Consider the following 19,121-nt stretch of genomic DNA (forward strand, 5'->3'; position numbering starts at 1 on the left):
GGAAAATAGAATGGAAAATACAGAAGCAATTCTCTACTGTCACAGCAGACGATGGCGCAGCTTTTAACAGCCGCCTATGCAGAGGACAGGAGGAACCCTATGATCTATCCCGATTTACAAACTGTGCGTATTTACGCAGACACATATACACGAATTCCCGTTTACACAGCACTGGATTATGAAGCAGATGATATGCTTGATCTGTATGCAGCGCTGCGGGGACCCTATTCATTTTTTCTGGAAAGCGGTGTTCTGAACTCGTATGGCCGCTATTCCATCATCGCTTTACCCTGTAGGAAACGCCTGATAAGCAGAGGTGGAACTACAGCTCTCATTCAATACGATGAAACAATACAGCTGGATGGAAATCCACTGGACATCCTAAAGAAAGAAATGCAGGAATGTGCTCCCATCTATCCGGAGCTGCCGGTATTTACAGGAGGAGCAATCGGTCATTTCAATTATGATATGATTCGCTTATTTGAAGCCATTCAGGATACCCGGCTTCCCTCTCTAAAGCTTCCCCTGATGCAGTTTGCATTTGTGGAAGAGCTGCTGGTGCTTGATCATGAACAGCACCGGCTGTATGTCATTGTGAATATGCAGACACAAAACGGATGTCCGGACAACGCCTATGACAAAGCGGTTCAACGCATTTACGAGCTGCAGGCTTTCCTGTCACACAGAAAGCCGTATAGTGGAAAGCCACTTGCAAGGCGAACCGTCACAAGCTCCATGAATAAGCAGCAATTCATGGCTAACGTGGAACAGGCGCAGAAGCACATACAGGAAGGCGATATCTTTCAGGTTGTACTGAGTCAGCGTATGGAGGCTTCGTATACAGAGGATCCATTGGATGCGTATGTCCAGCTTCGTTCACTGGGGAAAAGCCCCTATATGTATTATCTTGATTTTGATGAATATGTCATTGCCGGTGTTTCACCGGAGCTGCTGTTAAAGGGGCGCGGACGTTCCATTATGACGATGCCGATTGCCGGCACCCGTCCCAGAGGAGCTGATGAACAGGAGGATCTGAAAGCAGCACGATCCCTGCTGGAGGATCCCAAGGAGAATGCAGAGCACAGCATGCTCGTTGATTTAGGACGGAACGATATCGGCAGGGTATCGGATATCGGCAGTGTTCAGGTTCGGCATATGAAGCAGGTGCAGCGTTATTCCCATGTCATGCATATGACGAGCGAGGTACACGGTCGACTGAAGGAAAGCTGTGATATCTATGACGCACTCGCCAGTGTCCTACCGGCAGGAACTCTGTCCGGTGCGCCGAAAATCAGTGCAATGAATATCATTGAACAGCTGGAGCCGGTAAAACGGGAAATTTACGGTGGGGCTATCGGCTTCTTAGGCTACAATAAACAATTTGATGCCTGTATCACCATCCGTACCTTTATCTTTCATAACCATAAGGTCTATTTACAGGCAGGAGCCGGAATCGTAAAGGATTCCGTACCGGAAAAGGAATATGAGGAAACGCTGCATAAAGCAAAAGCCATGCTTCGTGCAGTACACGGTGAGGTGACGGTATGATTGTAATCATCGATAACTATGATTCCTTTACCTACAATCTCTATCAGGCAGTTGCCGTATATGCGCAAGATGTCATCGTATTGCGAAATGATGCTGTTGATGCCTCTATGCTGCAAAAGCTGAAGCCGACTGCTCTCGTGTTTTCACCGGGGGCAGGTCATCCCCATGCTGCCGGAAATATGGAATCTATCATTCAGCAGTGTTACAGGGATATTCCCATGCTGGGAATCTGTCTGGGGCATCAGGCCATAGCTGAGGTGTTTTCTTCCAGAATCACCTATGCAAGGGTGATTCGGCACGGTGAGTGCGATGCAATCACGCAAACAGCACCCTGCGCGCTGTTCGATGGTCTTTCCACCACATTTTTGGCAGCCCGCTATCATTCTCTGGTTGTAGAACAGCCGGGTGAGGAGCTCATCGTAACTGCTGAAAGCAGCACAAAGGAAATCATGGCGATTCAGCATCACCGCTATCCTGTATACGGCATTCAGTTTCATCCGGAATCGATTCTGACACCGGACGGTATGCGAATTATTGAGAATTTTATAACGAAAGCGAGGAGCTATGTATGTTAAAGGAATATATTAAAAAGGTCAGTGAACACCATGATCTGACAACAGAGGAAATGAAAACTGCCATGAATATCATTATGGATGGCAGAGCAAGCAGTGAACAGGTCAGCGCATTTCTGATCGCAATGAAGATGAAAAAGGAAAGTCCTGCGGAAATCGCAGCAGCGTCCAGGGTCATGGTAAGCAAGGCGACACCGCTTCCAACCGATGTGAAAGGTATTGTCGATATCGTCGGCACCGGTGGTGACTGTCTGAATACCTTTAATATTTCCACCACCTCCTCCTTTGTATTGTGCGGTGCAGGACTGGCAGTTGCCAAGCATGGAAACCGCGGCGTATCGAGTAAAAGCGGAAGTGCGGATACCCTGGAGGCACTGCATGTCAACATCACCCTTCCGCCAAAGGAAGCAGCCTATCTGCTGGAGAAGGTTGGCATCACCTTTCTGTTTGCCCAGACCTATCATGAAAGCATGCGGCATGTCGGCCCGATCCGCAGACAGCTTGGATTAAAGACAATGTTTAATATTCTCGGACCCCTGACGAATCCGGCACATCCCGATACCTATGTCATCGGTGCCTACAATGAGGAAATGGCAGATGTCATGATTCATGTCTATCAGGAAATGGGTGTTAAACAGGCAGTGGTTGTGCATGGGGACTGCGGTATGGATGAGGTTTCCATGACCGGAGATACCCTTGTACATGAGTTAAAGGACAATCAGATTCGTACGTATACGATTTCTCCGGAGCAATTCGGCAGAAAGCGCTGTCAGCTCCAGGAGCTTGTCGGCGGAGACAGTGTGGAAAACGCCAAAATTCTCATGGATATTTTACAGGGAGAGCACAGTGCCAAACGGGATGCCGTTTTACTGAACAGCGGTCTTGCCCTGTATATCAGCGGACGTGCTGACACCATGGAAGACGGAATCAGGCTGGCTGAGCAGAGTATCGACAGCGGACAGGCGCTGGCGAAATTCAGGATGTTTCAACAGCTGTCACAGGAGGTAGGTGCATGATACTGGATACGATCATAGAAAAGAAAAAAACTACACTGGAGGAGGAGCTGATGCGGATGCTTCCAAGAGAACAGGGTAAGATCGCCAAGCAGATGAAGCTGTATGATTCATTATTCGTTATCGGAGAAATAAAAAAAGCAAGTCCCAGCAAGGGTGTCATTGTAGAGGATTTCAGCGCTGCGCGCTTTGCGAATGCGTATGATGAGGCAGGTATCAATGCCATCTCCATACTGACAGAACGCAATTTCTTTCAGGGCGGCTTGGAAAATATAGAAATTGCCCGTTCCGTGAGCGATCTTCCTATTCTGCGCAAGGATTTCATTATGGATGCCCGCGAGGTTGTGCAGACAAAGCGTATTGGCGCAAACATGATGCTGCTGATTGTGGCTATGCTGGATGATGCAACCCTGCGTGAATTCTATCAGCTGGCACGCTTTCTCGATCTGGAGTGTATCGTGGAGGTACTCAATGAAAAGGAGCTGGAGCGGGCATTGCAGCTGCAGCCGGAAATCATCGGTATCAATAACCGCGACCTGCATACCTTTGCCGTATCTCTGGAAACAACAAAGCGTCTGGCTTCCAGAATTCCTGCGGATATCAGTATCGTTTCCGAAAGTGGAATTTTCACACATGAGGATATGGAGTATGTAAGAAAAGCAGGTGCAGATGCTGTTTTAATCGGAGAGAGCTTCATGCGCTGTCCGGATATCCGTACCCACCTGCAGGAGCTGAAGTATGGCAGTTGTAAAGCTGTGCGGTATTAAAAGTGAAGAGGATGCGGCACTGATGAATGAGGTGAAGCCGGACTATGTCGGCTTTGTATTCGCTCCCGGAAAGCATCAGATATCCGCAGCCTCCGCCTGCAGGCTTTCAAATATCATCCGATACAGCAGACTTGTCGGTGTTTTTGTGAATGAACAGCCTGCCGTCATAGCTAAAATTGCCAAGCAGACAGGTCTGGATGTTATTCAGCTGCACGGAGATGAAAGCGATGCGGATATCCGGCAGCTGAAAGAAAGCTGCAATTGTGAAATATGGAAGGCTCTGCGTATCGGTCAAATCGAGGATATGGATGCTGCAGCGTTTCCGCATGCGGATCGTCTGCTTGTGGACAGCTATGTACAGGGCCTGCGCGGAGGAAGCGGAAAGCGAATCGCTATGGATTTATTACAGAAGCTGGACGTGTCCAGACTCATCATTGCCGGTGGAATCTGCAGGGATAACGTAAAGGAAATTCTGGCATTGCAGCCTTACGGCATTGATGTCTCCAGTGCACTGGAGACCAATGGCAAAAAGGATAAGGAAAAAGTGCGCACGTTTATGAAGCAGCTGAAGGGTTGAACAGAAGCAGACCAAGCACTGTAAAGGAATACTGCAATGGCGTGCATTTTACAAGATAGATGCCCGTAAAAAGCGGGAGATGGGAGGCAGTATGACAAAAGGAATGTATGGAGCGTTTGGCGGACAATATGCGCCGGAAACACTCATGATTGCTCTGGAGGAGCTGGAGAATGCCTATGAGCAGGTAAAGGATGATGCGGATTTCCAGCAGGAGCTTCAGTTTTATTTAAGGGAATATGCGAACCGTCCTTCTCTGCTGTATTATGCAAGGAAGATGAGCGAGGAACTGGGCGGTGCAAAGATATATCTGAAGCGGGAGGATCTGAATCATACCGGTGCGCACAAGATCAATAATGTGCTGGGGCAGGCATTGCTGGCAAAACGAATGGGAAAAACGAAAATCATTGCGGAGACGGGTGCCGGGCAGCATGGGGTTGCCTCCGCAACAGCGGCGGCTCTTTTCGGTATGGAATGTGAGGTGTTCATGGGGGTTGAGGACATGCGCAGACAGTCGCTGAATGTATTCAAGATGGAGCTGCTGGGGGCAACGGTTACCGGGGTATCCAGCGGCACTGGCACCTTGAAGGATGCCTGCAATGAGGCCATGCGTGCATGGGCTTCCCGCTGTGATGATACCTTTTATGTTCTGGGCTCCGCTGTCGGACCTCATCCGTATCCGATGATTGTCCGTGATTTTCAGAAAATCATTTCAGAGGAAATGAAGGCGCAGTGTCTGGAAAAGGAAGGTCGTCTGCCGGATGCGGTTATTGCCTGTGTGGGCGGCGGCAGCAATGCTATCGGTACCTTTTATGATTTTCTGAAGGATGAGGATGTTGCCCTGATCGGATGTGAGGCGGCGGGAAAAGGGATTCATACCGAACAGCATGCCGCAACCATTGCACGCGGCAGTGTCGGTGTCCTGCATGGCATGAAATCACTGTTTCTACAGGATGATGACGGTCAGATCATGCCGGTGTATTCCATTTCCGCAGGACTGGATTATCCCGGAATCGGACCGGAGCATGCCGACCTTGCCCAAAGCGGGCGCGTGCAATATGTGCCAGTCACAGATGATGAGGCGGTTGCGGCTTTTCTGTATCTGACAAAAACAGAGGGCATCATACCGGCAATCGAAAGCAGTCATGCGCTGGCCTATGCCATGAAGCTTGCCCCGACCATGTCAAGGGACAGCATACTCGCAGTCACCCTGTCCGGACGTGGTGACAAGGATGTAAAAAGTATTGCGGAATATCTGGAGGTGGACATTCATGAATAGAATCGATGCAGTATTCAAGAGATTGAAGCAGGAACAAAAAACGGCCTTCATCGGCTTTCTGACAGCAGGTGATCCGGATATTCCCACATGTATGGAATGTGTGAAGCAGCTGGAACAAAACAGCTGTGATATCATTGAAATCGGAATCCCCTTTTCCGATCCGATTGCGGAGGGACCCGTCATTCAGGAGGCAAGTCTTCGCGCCTTACAGAATGATATCACAACAGAGACTGTTATGCGTATGGTGTCGAACATTCGCGAGTTCTCCCAGATTCCTCTTGTTTTCCTCCTGTATTACAACCAAATCTTCAAATATGGGGCAAGCCGGTTTCTCAGAGAAAGCGAAGCTGCCGGTATTGATGCGCTGATCATTCCCGATCTTCCCATGGAGCACCGTGAGGAATTAAAGCCGCTTGCGGATGCACATCATATACAGCTGATTTCCCTGGTAACACCTGTTTCCAGTGTCCGTAAGAAAAGCATTGCGGAACAAAGTGAAGGCTTTCTGTATTGCGTGACATCCCTTGGTGTAACCGGCGAGCGAACAGAATTTCAGGCGGATTTGAAGGCATTTCTAAACGAACTTTCCGCTTACAGCGATACGCCAAAGGCACTTGGCTTCGGTATTTCCACTCCACAGCAGATTACCGAGATGAAGTCCTATGCGGACGGTGTGATTGTCGGCAGTGCCATTGTGCGGCAGATCGGGCGACTGGCGAAGCAGGAAATTACGCTGGAAGAGATCGGCAGCTTTGTGAAAACACTTGCGGATGCGGCACATGCCTAGAAAGGGACAATGCGTCCTTTTTTTGTACCGATTGCAACGAACGCTTCACCACTTCTACAGATGTACCTCCTATACCAGCCACCTTCTTCAGCTCACGTAAACCGGCGGCTTCTCTGCCCTGCCGTGATGATTTATCAGCTAAGCACTAACAGAATACATGCAGAAGCAAAAATGCATAGTTTATTTCCGCTTTATGGCAGTATTCTCTGTACCTTGGGATAAAAAAACCCTTATTTCAAACAATAGATTTGTTTCATCCGACTGCCTGTGAATAAGGGATTTTTTACAGTATGAATTTCATAGTTCCTTTCTCGATTATGGATAAACTCAAAACAGGAGCTTCAACATCATTGTATTTATCAATAGAAGTTGAAGTCTCCCTTTTGCATACACCCTAATGTTAGAAAGAACCTTTACATCATGTTATTTGCTTTTTCTTTCATCTTTAAAAACCGTTTTTTCTGCCTGTTCCTTGATAGTTTCCAGATTTGTTTTATACTGCTTGAATTTCTCAAGTGCCATCGCATCCGTCTTTTCATCCTCATAAAGGTAAATTGAATCTACATTTATCATATCAGATTCCTCAGACAGATCCGTTTCCTTTGCAGAGCTGATTCCGGTGATCTTCACATCGTAATAATCTGTATTCTTTTCTGTGGAATACTTACTATCCTCTGTAACCTTTGTGCGATAAACATAATGTGCTGTACCGGTATGATCATAGGAACGATATTCATAATACACACCGATCAGCGCGACATGTTCAACAGTTACCTTGGTTGAAGAGAAAAAAGATGTGCTTCTGTCTTTTATATAGGCTTCCAATGCTGCTTTTGCCGCTGCCTCAAATTTATCAGAGCTTGCCTTTGGAATCTCTGCAAAGGTTTTATATACGATTTCCAATCCCTCTACCTTTACCTTCTTCTCTGGATTTTCCACCTTTACTTTACAGCTGTCTGCGGTAACCTGACTGTATTCAGCTTTCAAAACTGCATCATCGCCGTTTTTCAGTTCGCCATCCTTTTCCACCTTATAGGTAACATCGCTCATAAACATACGGATATCCTCGTTTGTATGATCATAATCCGGATTACAATTGATATCCGCCGTTCCTTCACCGGATACGCCTTCAAAGGTAACGGTACAAGCAGAGGTCAAATCAATCGGTGTCTTCTTTACACTCTGATAAATACTGAATCCAGCAATACAAACGATAACGACTGCCGCCGCAATACCGCCTATGATTGTATTCCGTCTGCCTTTTTCCGACTTGTAATATGCCTTGCATTTCTCAGAAAGCTTAAGAGCATGATCCTGGGCTGCTGCTGATGCCTTTGATACAGCCTCTCCGGCAGCTTTTGCGCCCTCACTTAAATCCTTCATTGCCTCCTCGGCTTCTACCTGCTCATTCCTTTTCACAAACAGGATATAGATACTGATTCCTGCTGCTGCAATTTGTGCAAGCACCATGATGACGAGCATGATTCCCTTGTTATCCATACTGCCGGAATACGCCATCGCAGCGGTGAAATCACCACTTGCCAAAGCATGTACAGCCCGTATTGCCGAAAAGCAGAAAAGCCCCATCAGCAATGCAGCACCATTGCAGCCAAGCAAAAGCTTTCCCATAAATGAAGCATCCTTCAGATAACCGATTCGAAACGCATATCCTCCAACCAGTATTACAAGGATGACAAAATCGATGTAATACAGCACACACAGACTGCGTAAGGAAGACAATGCACTTGATAATCCGGATAAGCTGTCCAGTCCCTGTCCCGCTGTGAGGTAAATAATCAGCATAATTACTGCCAGAATACCTCCCGCAATACTACCATACATCAGATATTTTCTTGTTGCATACTTTTTTAACAATTCCATTTCATTCCCCTTTCAAACAGCAAAAAAGCTATTCATGTAAATTATTATATCACACAATATCACATTGTTTAAAAAAACATATACATTTTATGAATAACCGCCGCTTATTTTTCAAGATTCAAACCGCTTGACATCTGTATCGGAGAAGTTCATAATGAACGGTGTTCAAGTTGGAGGTGGTTTATGAACAAGGTTGTTACCTCAAAAGAGGAGCTTCTGGATACTGCCAGACAGATTGTATTTCAAGAAGGCATTGATCAGCTCAGTATCCGGGTACTTGCTAAAAAACTGAATATTTCCGTTGGTGCTGTTTACAACTACTTCCCGTCAAAGTCCGACCTGCTGCTTGCCATTGTGGAAAGCTTCTGGAAAGGAATTTTTCACAAGGATATCTGCATTCTCAGTGAAACACTTCCCTTTGCGGATTTCTATGAGGTTGTATACCACCGGCTTGCAGAGCATATGGAGGATTTCTTTTCCGTACTGCTGGGTCAGCTGGATATATTGCGCAATACTGAAAAAGAGCGTGGAAAGCTGATGGAGGAACGTTATCAGCAGCATATCCGCGAGGGATTCCTTTATGCCCTGCAGCAGGATTGCGATATCCCTGAGCATATCTGGAATGCTACCTTCACAAAGGCTGCCTTCATCGATTTTCTGATGGAGCATATGATGAATGATTTATCGCACCAAAGAAGGAGCTGTACCTTCACAAAGGAGCTTATCTGCCGGCTGCTTCAGGTAACGCACGGAACAACTACTCACGGTCCAAAATAAACCATGGTCATATAATAAGGAGGAAGTCATGCAGGCTGTTATGGAAACTGCTTTTGATATTTTATATTTATGCACCGTATGTATACTGGGAATCACCATGATACGAAAGGCAAGAGGAAACCGTATGCTTTTCTTATTTGGCATCATGGCGGTAACCCTCGGGCTGGGAGACGCCTTTCATCTTATCCCCAGAGCCTATGCATTATGCACTGACGGACTTGCGGCTCACACGGCAGCATTGGGAATCGGAAAATTTATCACATCCATTACGATGACCATTTTCTACCTGCTGCTGTTTCGCATATGGGAGTTGCGTTATAACAGACACCGTCCCCTGCTTCGCACAGGCATGTATCTGCTTGCCTTGCTCCGCATGGCACTCTGCGTCTTTCCGCAGAATGCATGGACAAGTCCGAATGCACCGCTTAGCTGGGGTATCCTTAGAAATGTGCCGTTTGCATTGATGGGACTTTGGATCATCGTGCTGTTTTATCAGCAGGCAAAGCAGAAGGAGGATTTCGATTTCAAATACATGTGGCTTGCCATCACACTGAGTTTTCTGTTTTACATTCCGGTCGTCTTATGGGCTGATACCCTGCCAATGATTGGAATGCTGATGATTCCCAAGACACTCGCCTATGTATGGGTTGTATGGATGGGATATCAAATGATGAAAAAGGAGCTGAATTATTTATGAAAAAAACAATCAATCTTGCATTTTTATATGCGATTCTCGCCATGATTGGCGGAGTCTTTTATCGAGAATTTACAAAGCTGAGCGGCTTTGATGGACGCACGGCATTATCCTTTGTGCACACCCATTTGTTTCTGCTGGGAATGGTTATGTTTCTGATTGTCACCTTTTGTATCAAGCTGTTTGCCATTCAGGAATCAAAGAAGTACAGGGCGTTTATCATCGTGTATAATATCGGTGTTCTTCTGACCTCCCTGATGCTGGCGGTCCGTGGTGTTCTTCAGGTAAATGGCAGCACACTGACTTCTGCGGCAAACGGTATGATTTCCGGCTTTGCAGGTATTGGACACATTCTGGTTGGTATCGGTATGATTCTCCTCTTCCTGATGCTGAAGGAGAAGGTGAAGGAATAATGCACGTAGCAAAGAAATATCTGCTTCTGACAGCAGGCATTGTATGGGCAGCCGCAGGCTTCAATATTGTCAGGATCGGATGGCTGAGTACCAGCTATATGAGCATAGCAACTGCTGCTGCCGCGGTTATCACCTTCCTGATTTTCTACCATATGATTTTTAAAAAGCTGATTCATAAGCATACAGAGCGCATTCTTGCCAATACAGAAGATCGTATGCATATCCTGCGCTTCTTTGATGCAAAATCCTATATTATCATGATCTGTATGATGAGTTTTGGTATTGCCCTGCGTGCATCGCATCTTTGGCCGGATGTATGTATCAAGTCCTTCTATACCGGTCTTGGCTGCGCACTGCTTGCGGCCGGAATCGGCTTCATACGACAGTATGTAAAAACCAGTACCTTCCGATTGCATGCGAATTAGTCAAAACGATACAGCCTGTTTTGCACTACACTACAAAAAAGAAGAGAATTCAAATTTTACGTAAGGTATCTTTGAATTCTCTTTTTCATTTGTAATTGCTTTTTCTGGACAACCAGTTGTTTTATGCTTAACGGCTTTCTATTCCATCTTTTTTATTACACAGGTTTTCTTGTAGAAGGCGATGCCGTACCCGAGAATGTCGGTATAGCCCTTTCTGTGCAGACCCTCGATATACTGCTTTTCTTTGATCTGTTGTATTGCCAGCTCTGCACTCTTTTCCACATCCTCTTCACGCTTTGCCACCTTTAATTCAAGCAGCAGTCCTCTGTTCTTGTTATACGCCGGTAGAACTGCAAGGTCGCACCTTCCAAATCCGGATTCCTGATTGGAAACAATGCGATAGCTGCCCTTCCCCTGCAGCATGCCGTTTAGAAATCCATGATAATACTTCTCGTCATAATCAAAATAGCTCATGGATTGAAATAATACGGTATTCAGAATTTCGTTCGCTTCTTCCACATGCTCCTGCAGAAGTGCTTCCAGAAACGATGCCTGGTAGCTTCTGATCTGCTGCTTAAACCATTCTTCAAAAATGGTTGTGTAGATGTACTGTATTTCTTTATTGGGAATCATAAGCTGATAGGTGTTTGTGTCCGTTTTGCTTATAGCCTTCAGATAGCCGGTAAACAACAGAAAGCTGTATAGATTGTCTGTATCATCCAGTTCCCGATACGTCAGCTCCGGTTTGATTGTTTTTTCAATCATGCCGCCGCTGGACAAGATGTCAAAATCCTGTTTCATTTCCGCATTCCCCTGCTGTATGAAACGATATATCACATCATTACCACTCGTATTTGCCCAGAAGGATTCAGGTTCATCATCCTTCTGAATGATTTTTTTACATACATCAATACACTCCAGGGATTAGGCTCTGCCCACTAGTAGTGTAAATATCCTGATTACCATATCGATAACCATCGCGCCACGGGCGGGCAGCGCCTACCATTCCTTCACAGTACGTTCAAACTTTCTAAGCTCATAGTCATTCAGTAGACACATCACTTCTTCAGGTGTAAAGCCAAAATCTGAACTGGACTGTTTGTCAAAAACAGAATAGACATTAAAATTATTAAGACCTGTAAAAATCGATTCTTTTGCAATCCTCAGGCAGCCTGTTAATACCCCTTTTTCCAAGGCATCGTTTGTTTTTAATGCAGCACTGAAAACATTTCTTAAAAATTCCACCATTTGATCATAATAGCCATGCAGATAGGCACTTTGCAAGGGTACATCGCGCCATGGGCGGGCAGCGCCTATTCGTCAATCAACAGGATAACGTTTTGATGATAATGCTGCTGAAGACACTCGCAAAGGAATTTCAGCGCTGTCTGCTGGCTGACTTCATTCTTTGTTCCCATATAATATGCAGTCAGCAGTTCCTTGTCGATTGCATTGATTTGTTCACTTTCCAGTAATTCCTGATTTCGGCGGATGATATCACGAATGAAAACACTATACATTTCCAATTGCTTTTCGAAGGTGGTTTGCTTCATTTCCTTAAAGAAATCATGAGGACAGGATATTTGTTTAGATGCTCAACAGCATCACGCCGTTTCATAATATTTAAGCCGTTAAAGAGATAGGCGTTTTTTTTTGCTTAATGGAAAAGAAGTAGTACAGCGTGCTCATATTCAGTGTCTTACCAAACCGGCGCGGTCTTGTATATAGGACCACCTTTTCCTCCAGAACATTTTTGATAAACATTGTTTTATCCACATAGTAATACTCTTTTTCTATCAGTTCTTTAAAGTCCTCGATTCCTATCGGCAAGCGCTTCATGATCATCAGCTCCTTGTATTTTTATACCACGTCCCCTGTTTTACACCAAAAGATTTCGCCATGATGCCAGCTAAGGATGTTTGCGCCTTATTAAGATAGAAGAGTATGAACAAGGGTGCTTATCATACAGCTACTTTTGTCTGGTATGTCCTCCTTTATTTACGATATACAAATACATAACAGTTCCAACAAATATAATCCAGCCATACCCCATACTATAGTCATATACAGCATGGAGTAAGATAGGAATCCATAACGTTTTAGATTCCTCAAATACATAAATAAAGCCATATCCGATAAACAGACCAAATCCTATATTCGATATGCAATCTGTCAGAAATACAGACAGATCACCACCAACCACTACCGTTGGATATACGGCATGTGTGATTCCCCGGAATAAACTGCTCAATACAATTGCCAAAGCTGTATTCTCTTTTTTCATTATGGAATACATCACACCCCGATACAAATACTCCTCTGAAAACCCGATGATGATTAAATCCTGTATAAACAGATAGAAGCCAGGCATGTTAAATTGCTGATGTACAACAAAAAAACACAATACATAATGCATAATAACAATAACAGATACGTATGTCTGATTCTAAAAAGCGAACCTGTATCCTTTCGAAATACAAGTAAGCAGATAATCGGGAGCAGCATCACCGCTATCATTTGTGTAATTACTGATGATATGGATAAAACACGCAGATCAACACCTGCCACTTTTGCAATATACAAAACAACATATAGGATCCCTATTTCCAAGCAGCCAATTATAAACGCCGTTCATATGTTTTTCATTATTCACCTCATAACAGTAATTCCTGCTGGTGTTCTCACCTAATGCAGGCTATCATTCTAAAATAATCAAGCAAGCGGGAAAATCGTATGAATGGCCAGCCGATGCGCTTCCTTTTGTGCAAACACGGTACCCTGCATACCTTCGCACAGCTCCTTTACAATAGCAAGCCCAAGACCTGTATCTCTGCCGCTACCACCATTGTCCTTTGTATAAAAGCGTTCAAAAATCGCCTTTGTATCTACATCATCCACAAGGTCATTCTCAAACACAAGCTCGCATGTGTTGTCTGTTCGTTTTGCAGAGATAACAAAGGTCCCAAAGCCGTGACGCAGTACATTGACACACAGATTATGCAGCATTCGCTTCAGATATACCGGATCACCTGTCAGCATTGTCATAGGATCGACCTCCAGTTGAACCTGCAGCTCCTGCTGTTTGAAATCCTTATAATAATGCAGCAGTACTTCACTCAGTATATCATGGATACGAATCGGCTCCGGATGAAACTCAATGCTGGCACTGCTCAGACGGGTATACAAAAACAGCTCCTCCAGTAAATCCTGCAGATATGTCATACGTGCCCGGATCACCTGAAAGCAATGCTGCCGTTCCTCTTCGCCCTCTGCCGTTTCCAGCATTTGCAGATACCCGCTGATACTTGTCAGTGGAGTGCGGATATCATGTGATATATTGGTTATCAGATGTTTAAAATTATGGTCCATCCGCATCGCCTTCACACTTTCCTGCATATAATATTCCCGCAGCTTCTGCATTTCCTCGCATAGTGCCTTCATCTGCGGATCAATGGATGCTGAATAAAACCGGAAGGTGCTATGCTCCCGGTTGGTGTAGGTCAGCTGTTCTCTGATACAGCGGACATTTTTATGCTGAAGGAAGAGAAGCAGTAAAAGGAACAGACACAGCAATCCTAATACAAGCACGATAATTTCCAGCATATTGTTCCCTCTCTTCCTTATTTCAAATCTTTTTTCCGCAGCAGTACATAACTGCCTATATTATACAAGATTGCACTGGTAATTGCCACCATAGCAGCCCGGCTGTAGAATACAGCGTCCCAGGAATACGGCAGCTGACCGGATATCGCATACAGAATATAATCCGTATACTCCACCTTCAGTAATGACATAATCCCGGCATGCAGCATAAATACCGTCATACTGCCATAGCCTACAGACACCAGAATAGCAAGCACTTTGCTTCCGGTCGCATGAATGAGCATATTCAGAAAGGATGCAATTACAGTCAGTATCAGCATCTGCATCAGGGAATAGCATATAAACTGCAGGATGGAGAAGGAGGCAAAGGAATCCTGCTGCCACAGATTCTCCACTACAACCATGACAATGATCACAGCCTAGTATATAAACGCGGTGATAAATGAAAACACAAAGCGTTCCAGCAACAGCAGCTCCTTACGGTGCATCATCGGATAGATATTCTTCACGAAGCCGCTGGCATATTCCTCACAGAAAAACAAAGACAGAAAGATCAGTACCGCTATCTGATAAAAAGAGCTTTTAGGAAAGTAATAAAGAAAATCAACAAGTGTATCCTTTCCCTGATGAAAGGTCGCAAACGGTGTATTGTTCTGCAACCCCACAGCAGTCGTCAGCCATAAATACAACAGCAGCATAACGGTCATCGAAATATAAAAGGACTTCTGCCGCACCATACGATATAAATCCATTTTCAGATTATTCCACATGTTCTTCTCCCTCCTTCAGGAAATAGGCTTCCAAATCCTGATGATGATCCTCCATGCCATAAAGTGCCACATCATGCAGTACCAGCTGTCGTGCGATATGGGAGGGGTCCTCATAATGATCATACAGACGCAGAATCCCCTTTGGCAGCACCTCATAGGTTTGAACAAAGCATGTTTCCTCCAGGATAACACTTGCCTTTTTCACATCATCCACCCGCAGCTGAAAGCAGTCCCTGCAGCGTTCCAGCAATTCCTCCTTTGTGAACTGCTCAATAATTTTACCAGAACGAATCACAACGAAATCCGTAGCAACCTTATCCAGCTCCGCCAGCATATGGGAGCTGATCAGGATACTCATGCCGCGTTCCTCCTGCAGACGCTTCAGCAGATCACGCATATCGCAGATTCCCTGCGGATCGAGTCCGTTTGTCGGCTCATCCAGAATCAGCAGCTCGGGATCCCCCAGCAATGCCATCGCAATTCCCAGACGCTGCTTCATTCCCATTGAGAAATCGCCTGCCTTTTTCTTTCCTGTAGTCGAGAGTGAGCAAAGCTTTAAAAGCTCTGTTATCAGCTCATGGCTGCAGCACCCAAGCATAAGTGCCTTCATTTTCAGATTATCATACGCATTCAACGCCGGATACAGTCCCGCATGTTCTATCAGCGTCCCTACACGCCGGAATACAAACGGGTCCTCACCGGGATGCTTGCCAAACAGCTTCAATTCCCCCTGTGTTTCATGCAGCAAACCGCTCATCAGCTTCATAAGCGTGGACTTTCCTGCACCGTTTGGTCCGATCAGACCAGTAATCGATCCTTTTTTCATATGAAAAGATACCTGATCTACTGCTGTGAAATTATGAAATTTCTTTGTCAGGGCCTTCGTTTCTACGATCCATTCCTTCATATTATCATTCCTTCCTTGTACATGAAGATTATAGCAAATGAAGTTTCAGAAACTGTCTGGAAAAGGTTAAGAAAGAATAAAGAAAAGGACCTTAGTCCTTCCATTTGAATCCGATGCCCCATATCGTTTCAATATATTCCTGTTTCGAAACTGCATGCAGCTTGCTTCGGATATTACTGATGTGAACATTGATGGTCTTGTCATCTCCCAGATAATCATCTTCCCATGCATATTCATAGATTTCCTTTTTCGTACGTGCCCGTTTTACATCCCGCATCAGCAGCTCCAGAATCCTGTATTCATGTCTTGTCAGACGAATTTTCATCCCCTGAATTTCCAGATGACAGAAATCCGGCAGAAGAACAACACCGTCTACAGCAATGGCATGCTCCTGCTTCGACATTCGTTTGCGCAGCTGAACCTGAATTCTGGCCTTCAGCTCCTTTAAATCAAACGGTTTGCATAAATAATCATCAGCACCCTCATTCAGCAGAGCCACGCGGTCGTCGATTCCATCCTTTGCGGATAGCACGATAACCGGAAGCTGCTTTTGCTTCAGCTCCCTGAGAAGCTGTTCTCCACTGACTCCCGGCAGCATCAAATCAAGCAGTACAAGCGATACTTCGGTGTGCTGCAAAATCAGACGTGCCTCTGTTCCGGAATATGCGTCCACACAGATATAGTCCTTTTCCAAATATTCATCGATCATATTGTGGATGGTTTCGTCATCCTCCACAATCAATATATGTTCTTCACTCATAGCTTGTAAAGTCCTTTAAGGGCAGTGTGTCGGTTATCTTCATGCCAAGGCCCGAAAGCAGCGCAATGCCTTCCTCACGATATGAATCTGTCTCCAGTGCAGCCGGCTCATGGGCATCAACTCCGATGATCGCCGTATTGCCAACCTCTGCCGCAGTCTTCCAGAAATCAATATGCGGATACTGCATGGTATGCATGATGTCATTATAGGCAGCACCTGCCAGATTGTATTCCAGTGGTATATGTAATTCCTTTGCAGCCTGGCACAGACGTATCGATTCGCGCTTTGCGACTTCATCAAACACACGACGGCCCCGCATGAACAGATCCGGATGACACAGGTAGGAATATAGATTGGTCTTCATCCCGGCGATGGCTTCATCCACATAGGCGATCAGCCATGCCTCCTCCTCACATGCGGTCCCAAAGTACACGCGTTCCTCATCCGTCTTAAAATAATGATTACCGAAAATGATATAGTCAAGCTTTTTGTCAATCAGAAACTGCTTTAGCCAATCGATATATTTGGGGAAATATTCGCATTCCAAACCGATTTTAATGGATATGCGATTCTTATATTTCTCTTTTAAAGATGAAACGGAGGCATAGTAGTCATCGAACTTCGACAACGGCATCCGCATATTCGCCACAAAATCGCTGTCATAATTCCATGGGGAATGATCGGAAAATCCAATTTCCTCATAACCGTTTTTTATGGCACTTATTACATATTCCTCATCCCTGCCTGAGGCATGCATACAGCGCCGGGTATGCATGTGATAATTTGTTTTACGCATAGCTGCTCCCTTCTTTTATCAACAGGTATACTATACCACAAGTTAAGAGGGAATAACAAAAAACCGACTGTATTTTATGCTTTTACATGCAATACATATAGCCGGCTTGCAAGTTTTGAAGTAGGCTGCCGTACAAACAACAGCCTGATTTCTACCTTTTTCCTTTGCCCTGTAAAGTGCCTGATCACTTCGTTCATACACATCATGAAAGCAGACCTGTGCATGTTCAACAAGACAGCAGCCTATGCTTATGGTCAGCGTTTTCTGCATCTGTGGCAGGCGGATGGTGCGAATACGCCGAGCAGGGTATCTATAACATGCTGCAGCTGTGCCTCATTCTGTATCCCGTTCAGATATATGCAGAACTCCTCCCCACCGATTCGTCCGGCAATATCATCCGGGCGCAGCACATTTTATATTTCATGCCTAAACTCAAAGCTTGCTGCAGCTACCTTTTCCGTGAAGGTATCGTAAAAGCAGTTTCTATCCCGTAAAGATATAGAAAAAAAGGTCAAGCCTATCATTTTTTTAACACGATATCCTCGACCTTTTCATTACACTGTTTTGCTTATATGACCACAGGTAAGACAATTTCCGATAACCACTTAATTAAAGTACACGAGTTCGTCATCCAGCGGCAGTACCTCGGTCAGCTGTTTTACATATAGAACCGGGACATCTCCCTGATATTCCTCATCAAATTCGACTGCAATCTGCGCCGTGATGCTGACCCAGTCCTTCGGGATCAGATTACTTGCATGCTCATAATGACACAGCAGCCCGATCAGTGAGGTATCATCTGCGCAACAGACCATGGCATAGCGTCCAAAGACAAATGCATTCGGTATTCCATCCACATGCGTTGCGATGACCTTTCCTTTCAGCTCTACGCTTTTTCCCTCATATTTACGGGGATGCTCGAGAGCGTCCATATACCACAGACCGTAATCGCCGTCCGCTATGCGTATTACATCCGCATGAAGATCAAACGGCATTTCGTCATCGCCAAGCTCCACGATCTGCCCATCTCTTGTCTCATAAATCAGCTGCGCACCCTTATTGATTGCTTTTATATTGTTTCTCAGATACAGCTTTTTCGTTGTTTCATCACAACGATTAAAGATAATCGTTTCCGAATGCAGCAGCTGATCGTAAATCAGGGAGCGCATATTATTCAGATAAACTTCAAACGTGGAGGCATCCACAGTAGAAAGAATTTGAACCAGCAGCCAGTCAAAGGGGTATTCTACATCCATAAAGCTATTTAAATTCCAGGTTCCGTTAAATTCAATCATCACTCGGTCAGGTTCAATCAGACTGTCACATTTCTTTAAAAACTCATAGCTCATCGCCGCTTCATTATCCACAGTAACCAGTGCGGTATTTGTTTTTGTCAGAAAATCATCATCGTAGTCTTCCATACCTTCTTCACAGGCGAGCAGCAGTGTGCGCTCTCCAGTATTGAATCCCGTATCAAGCAGTGTTTCCTTAATCAGTGTTGTTTTACCGCTTTCCAGAAATCCGGTAAACAGATATACAGGTACTGTCATAGCCT

At 45.2% G+C, this 19,121-nt stretch carries 22 protein-coding genes and 1 pseudogene; 11 read left to right on the plus strand and 12 right to left on the minus strand.

Translation table 11 applies throughout. The features are described 5' to 3' along the window. The first annotated feature begins 99 nt into the window (after positions 1-99). The 7 genes from KSZ58_RS04955 to trpA all read left to right on the plus strand — a co-directional run bounded on the left by KSZ58_RS04955 (position 100) and on the right by trpA (position 6,540). Complete coding sequence (locus KSZ58_RS04955; RefSeq protein WP_009270572.1) at positions 100-1,548, plus strand: anthranilate synthase component I; 1,449 nt, start codon at positions 100-102, stop codon at positions 1,546-1,548. Further along, positions 1,545-2,123, plus strand: coding sequence for an aminodeoxychorismate/anthranilate synthase component II (locus KSZ58_RS04960; protein ID WP_002605841.1), 579 nt, complete (start codon positions 1,545-1,547; stop codon positions 2,121-2,123). Before KSZ58_RS04955 ends, KSZ58_RS04960 begins: the two co-directional genes overlap by 4 nt. Continuing rightward, entirely contained in the window at positions 2,117-3,136 is a 1,020-nt protein-coding gene (gene trpD / locus KSZ58_RS04965) for an anthranilate phosphoribosyltransferase (RefSeq protein WP_009270573.1), read from the plus strand. Before KSZ58_RS04960 ends, trpD begins: the two co-directional genes overlap by 7 nt. Continuing rightward, positions 3,133-3,900, plus strand: coding sequence for an indole-3-glycerol phosphate synthase TrpC (gene trpC, locus KSZ58_RS04970; protein ID WP_217752626.1), 768 nt, complete (start codon positions 3,133-3,135; stop codon positions 3,898-3,900). The genes trpD and trpC overlap by 4 nt, the downstream gene beginning before the upstream one ends. Continuing rightward, the gene (locus tag KSZ58_RS04975; RefSeq protein WP_008816670.1) at positions 3,872-4,477 is read left to right on the plus strand and encodes a phosphoribosylanthranilate isomerase; all 606 of its coding nucleotides are present in this window, start codon (positions 3,872-3,874) and stop codon (positions 4,475-4,477) included. Before trpC ends, KSZ58_RS04975 begins: the two co-directional genes overlap by 29 nt. Positions 4,478-4,568: 91 nt before the next feature. Further along, positions 4,569-5,753 carry a tryptophan synthase subunit beta gene (trpB, locus tag KSZ58_RS04980; RefSeq protein ID WP_009270574.1) on the plus strand — a complete coding sequence of 395 codons (1,185 nt, stop codon included), beginning with the start codon at positions 4,569-4,571 and terminating at the stop codon, positions 5,751-5,753. Next, positions 5,746-6,540, plus strand: a complete 795-nt coding sequence (trpA, locus tag KSZ58_RS04985) for a tryptophan synthase subunit alpha (protein ID WP_009270575.1) — start codon at positions 5,746-5,748, stop codon at positions 6,538-6,540. Before trpB ends, trpA begins: the two co-directional genes overlap by 8 nt. A gap of 423 nt (positions 6,541-6,963) precedes the next feature. Here the strand turns inward: trpA and KSZ58_RS04990 are convergent, their stop codons facing one another. Further along, on the minus strand, positions 6,964-8,421 hold the full coding sequence (locus KSZ58_RS04990) for a hypothetical protein (protein ID WP_009270576.1): 1,458 nt from the start codon (positions 8,419-8,421) through the stop codon (positions 6,964-6,966). Positions 8,422-8,604: 183 nt separating this feature from the next. On the opposite strand from KSZ58_RS04990, the gene KSZ58_RS04995 reads away from it, so the two are divergent. From KSZ58_RS04995 to KSZ58_RS05010, 4 genes are read left to right on the plus strand one after another with little or no spacing between them, the layout of a single operon-like run. Next, a complete protein-coding gene (locus tag KSZ58_RS04995; protein WP_009270577.1) occupies positions 8,605-9,198 on the plus strand; it encodes a TetR/AcrR family transcriptional regulator in 594 nt (197 codons plus the stop codon). A 28-nt stretch (positions 9,199-9,226) separates the two neighbouring features. Then, the gene (locus KSZ58_RS05000) at positions 9,227-9,895 is read left to right on the plus strand and encodes a hypothetical protein (RefSeq protein WP_009270578.1); all 669 of its coding nucleotides are present in this window, start codon (positions 9,227-9,229) and stop codon (positions 9,893-9,895) included. After that, positions 9,892-10,305, plus strand: coding sequence for a DUF2871 domain-containing protein (locus tag KSZ58_RS05005; RefSeq protein ID WP_002605850.1), 414 nt, complete (start codon positions 9,892-9,894; stop codon positions 10,303-10,305). Before KSZ58_RS05000 ends, KSZ58_RS05005 begins: the two co-directional genes overlap by 4 nt. Next, on the plus strand, positions 10,305-10,730 hold the full coding sequence (locus KSZ58_RS05010; protein WP_008816664.1) for a hypothetical protein: 426 nt from the start codon (positions 10,305-10,307) through the stop codon (positions 10,728-10,730). The genes KSZ58_RS05005 and KSZ58_RS05010 overlap by 1 nt, the downstream gene beginning before the upstream one ends. A gap of 138 nt (positions 10,731-10,868) precedes the next feature. Here KSZ58_RS05010 and KSZ58_RS23455 read toward each other — a convergent pair. The 11 genes and pseudogenes from KSZ58_RS23455 to KSZ58_RS05070 all read right to left on the minus strand — a co-directional run bounded on the left by KSZ58_RS23455 (position 10,869) and on the right by KSZ58_RS05070 (position 19,116). Continuing rightward, positions 10,869-12,569 (minus strand): annotated as a pseudogene (locus tag KSZ58_RS23455) (AAA family ATPase). Positions 12,570-12,699: 130 nt separating this feature from the next. Next, the gene (locus KSZ58_RS22560; RefSeq protein WP_009588856.1) at positions 12,700-13,101 is read right to left on the minus strand and encodes a CPBP family intramembrane glutamic endopeptidase; all 402 of its coding nucleotides are present in this window, start codon (positions 13,099-13,101) and stop codon (positions 12,700-12,702) included. Between the two features lie 341 nt (positions 13,102-13,442). After that, positions 13,443-14,333: a sensor histidine kinase KdpD gene (locus KSZ58_RS05040; protein ID WP_054343721.1), complete on the minus strand. Its 891-nt coding sequence runs from the start codon at positions 14,331-14,333 to the stop codon at positions 13,443-13,445. A 17-nt stretch (positions 14,334-14,350) separates the two neighbouring features. After that, positions 14,351-14,749, minus strand: coding sequence for a hypothetical protein (locus KSZ58_RS22565; RefSeq protein ID WP_254884701.1), 399 nt, complete (start codon positions 14,747-14,749; stop codon positions 14,351-14,353). A gap of 3 nt (positions 14,750-14,752) precedes the next feature. Then, on the minus strand, positions 14,753-15,103 hold the full coding sequence (locus tag KSZ58_RS22570; protein WP_009588898.1) for a hypothetical protein: 351 nt from the start codon (positions 15,101-15,103) through the stop codon (positions 14,753-14,755). Further along, positions 15,093-16,010, minus strand: coding sequence for an ATP-binding cassette domain-containing protein (locus tag KSZ58_RS05050; protein ID WP_008816657.1), 918 nt, complete (start codon positions 16,008-16,010; stop codon positions 15,093-15,095). The genes KSZ58_RS22570 and KSZ58_RS05050 overlap by 11 nt, the downstream gene beginning before the upstream one ends. 91 nt (positions 16,011-16,101) lie before the next feature. Continuing rightward, positions 16,102-16,770: a response regulator transcription factor gene (locus KSZ58_RS05055; protein ID WP_009270582.1), complete on the minus strand. Its 669-nt coding sequence runs from the start codon at positions 16,768-16,770 to the stop codon at positions 16,102-16,104. Then, complete coding sequence (locus tag KSZ58_RS05060; protein ID WP_008816655.1) at positions 16,763-17,566, minus strand: histidinol-phosphatase; 804 nt, start codon at positions 17,564-17,566, stop codon at positions 16,763-16,765. The genes KSZ58_RS05055 and KSZ58_RS05060 overlap by 8 nt, the downstream gene beginning before the upstream one ends. Before the next feature lie 42 nt (positions 17,567-17,608). Continuing rightward, positions 17,609-17,836, minus strand: a complete 228-nt coding sequence (locus KSZ58_RS22575) for a diguanylate cyclase domain-containing protein (RefSeq protein ID WP_009588888.1) — start codon at positions 17,834-17,836, stop codon at positions 17,609-17,611. Then, positions 17,821-17,976 carry a diguanylate cyclase domain-containing protein gene (locus tag KSZ58_RS22580; RefSeq protein WP_009588882.1) on the minus strand — a complete coding sequence of 52 codons (156 nt, stop codon included), beginning with the start codon at positions 17,974-17,976 and terminating at the stop codon, positions 17,821-17,823. The genes KSZ58_RS22575 and KSZ58_RS22580 overlap by 16 nt, the downstream gene beginning before the upstream one ends. 195 nt (positions 17,977-18,171) lie before the next feature. Next, positions 18,172-19,116, minus strand: a complete 945-nt coding sequence (locus KSZ58_RS05070) for a GTP-binding protein (protein ID WP_008816654.1) — start codon at positions 19,114-19,116, stop codon at positions 18,172-18,174. Between the last annotated feature and the right edge of the window lie 5 nt (positions 19,117-19,121).

Origin of the sequence: Erysipelatoclostridium sp. DFI.2.3 (genome assembly GCF_019132535.1) — a bacterium.
GTDB classification, from domain to species: Bacteria; Bacillota_I; Bacilli_A; order Erysipelotrichales; family Erysipelotrichaceae; genus Clostridium_AQ; species Clostridium_AQ innocuum.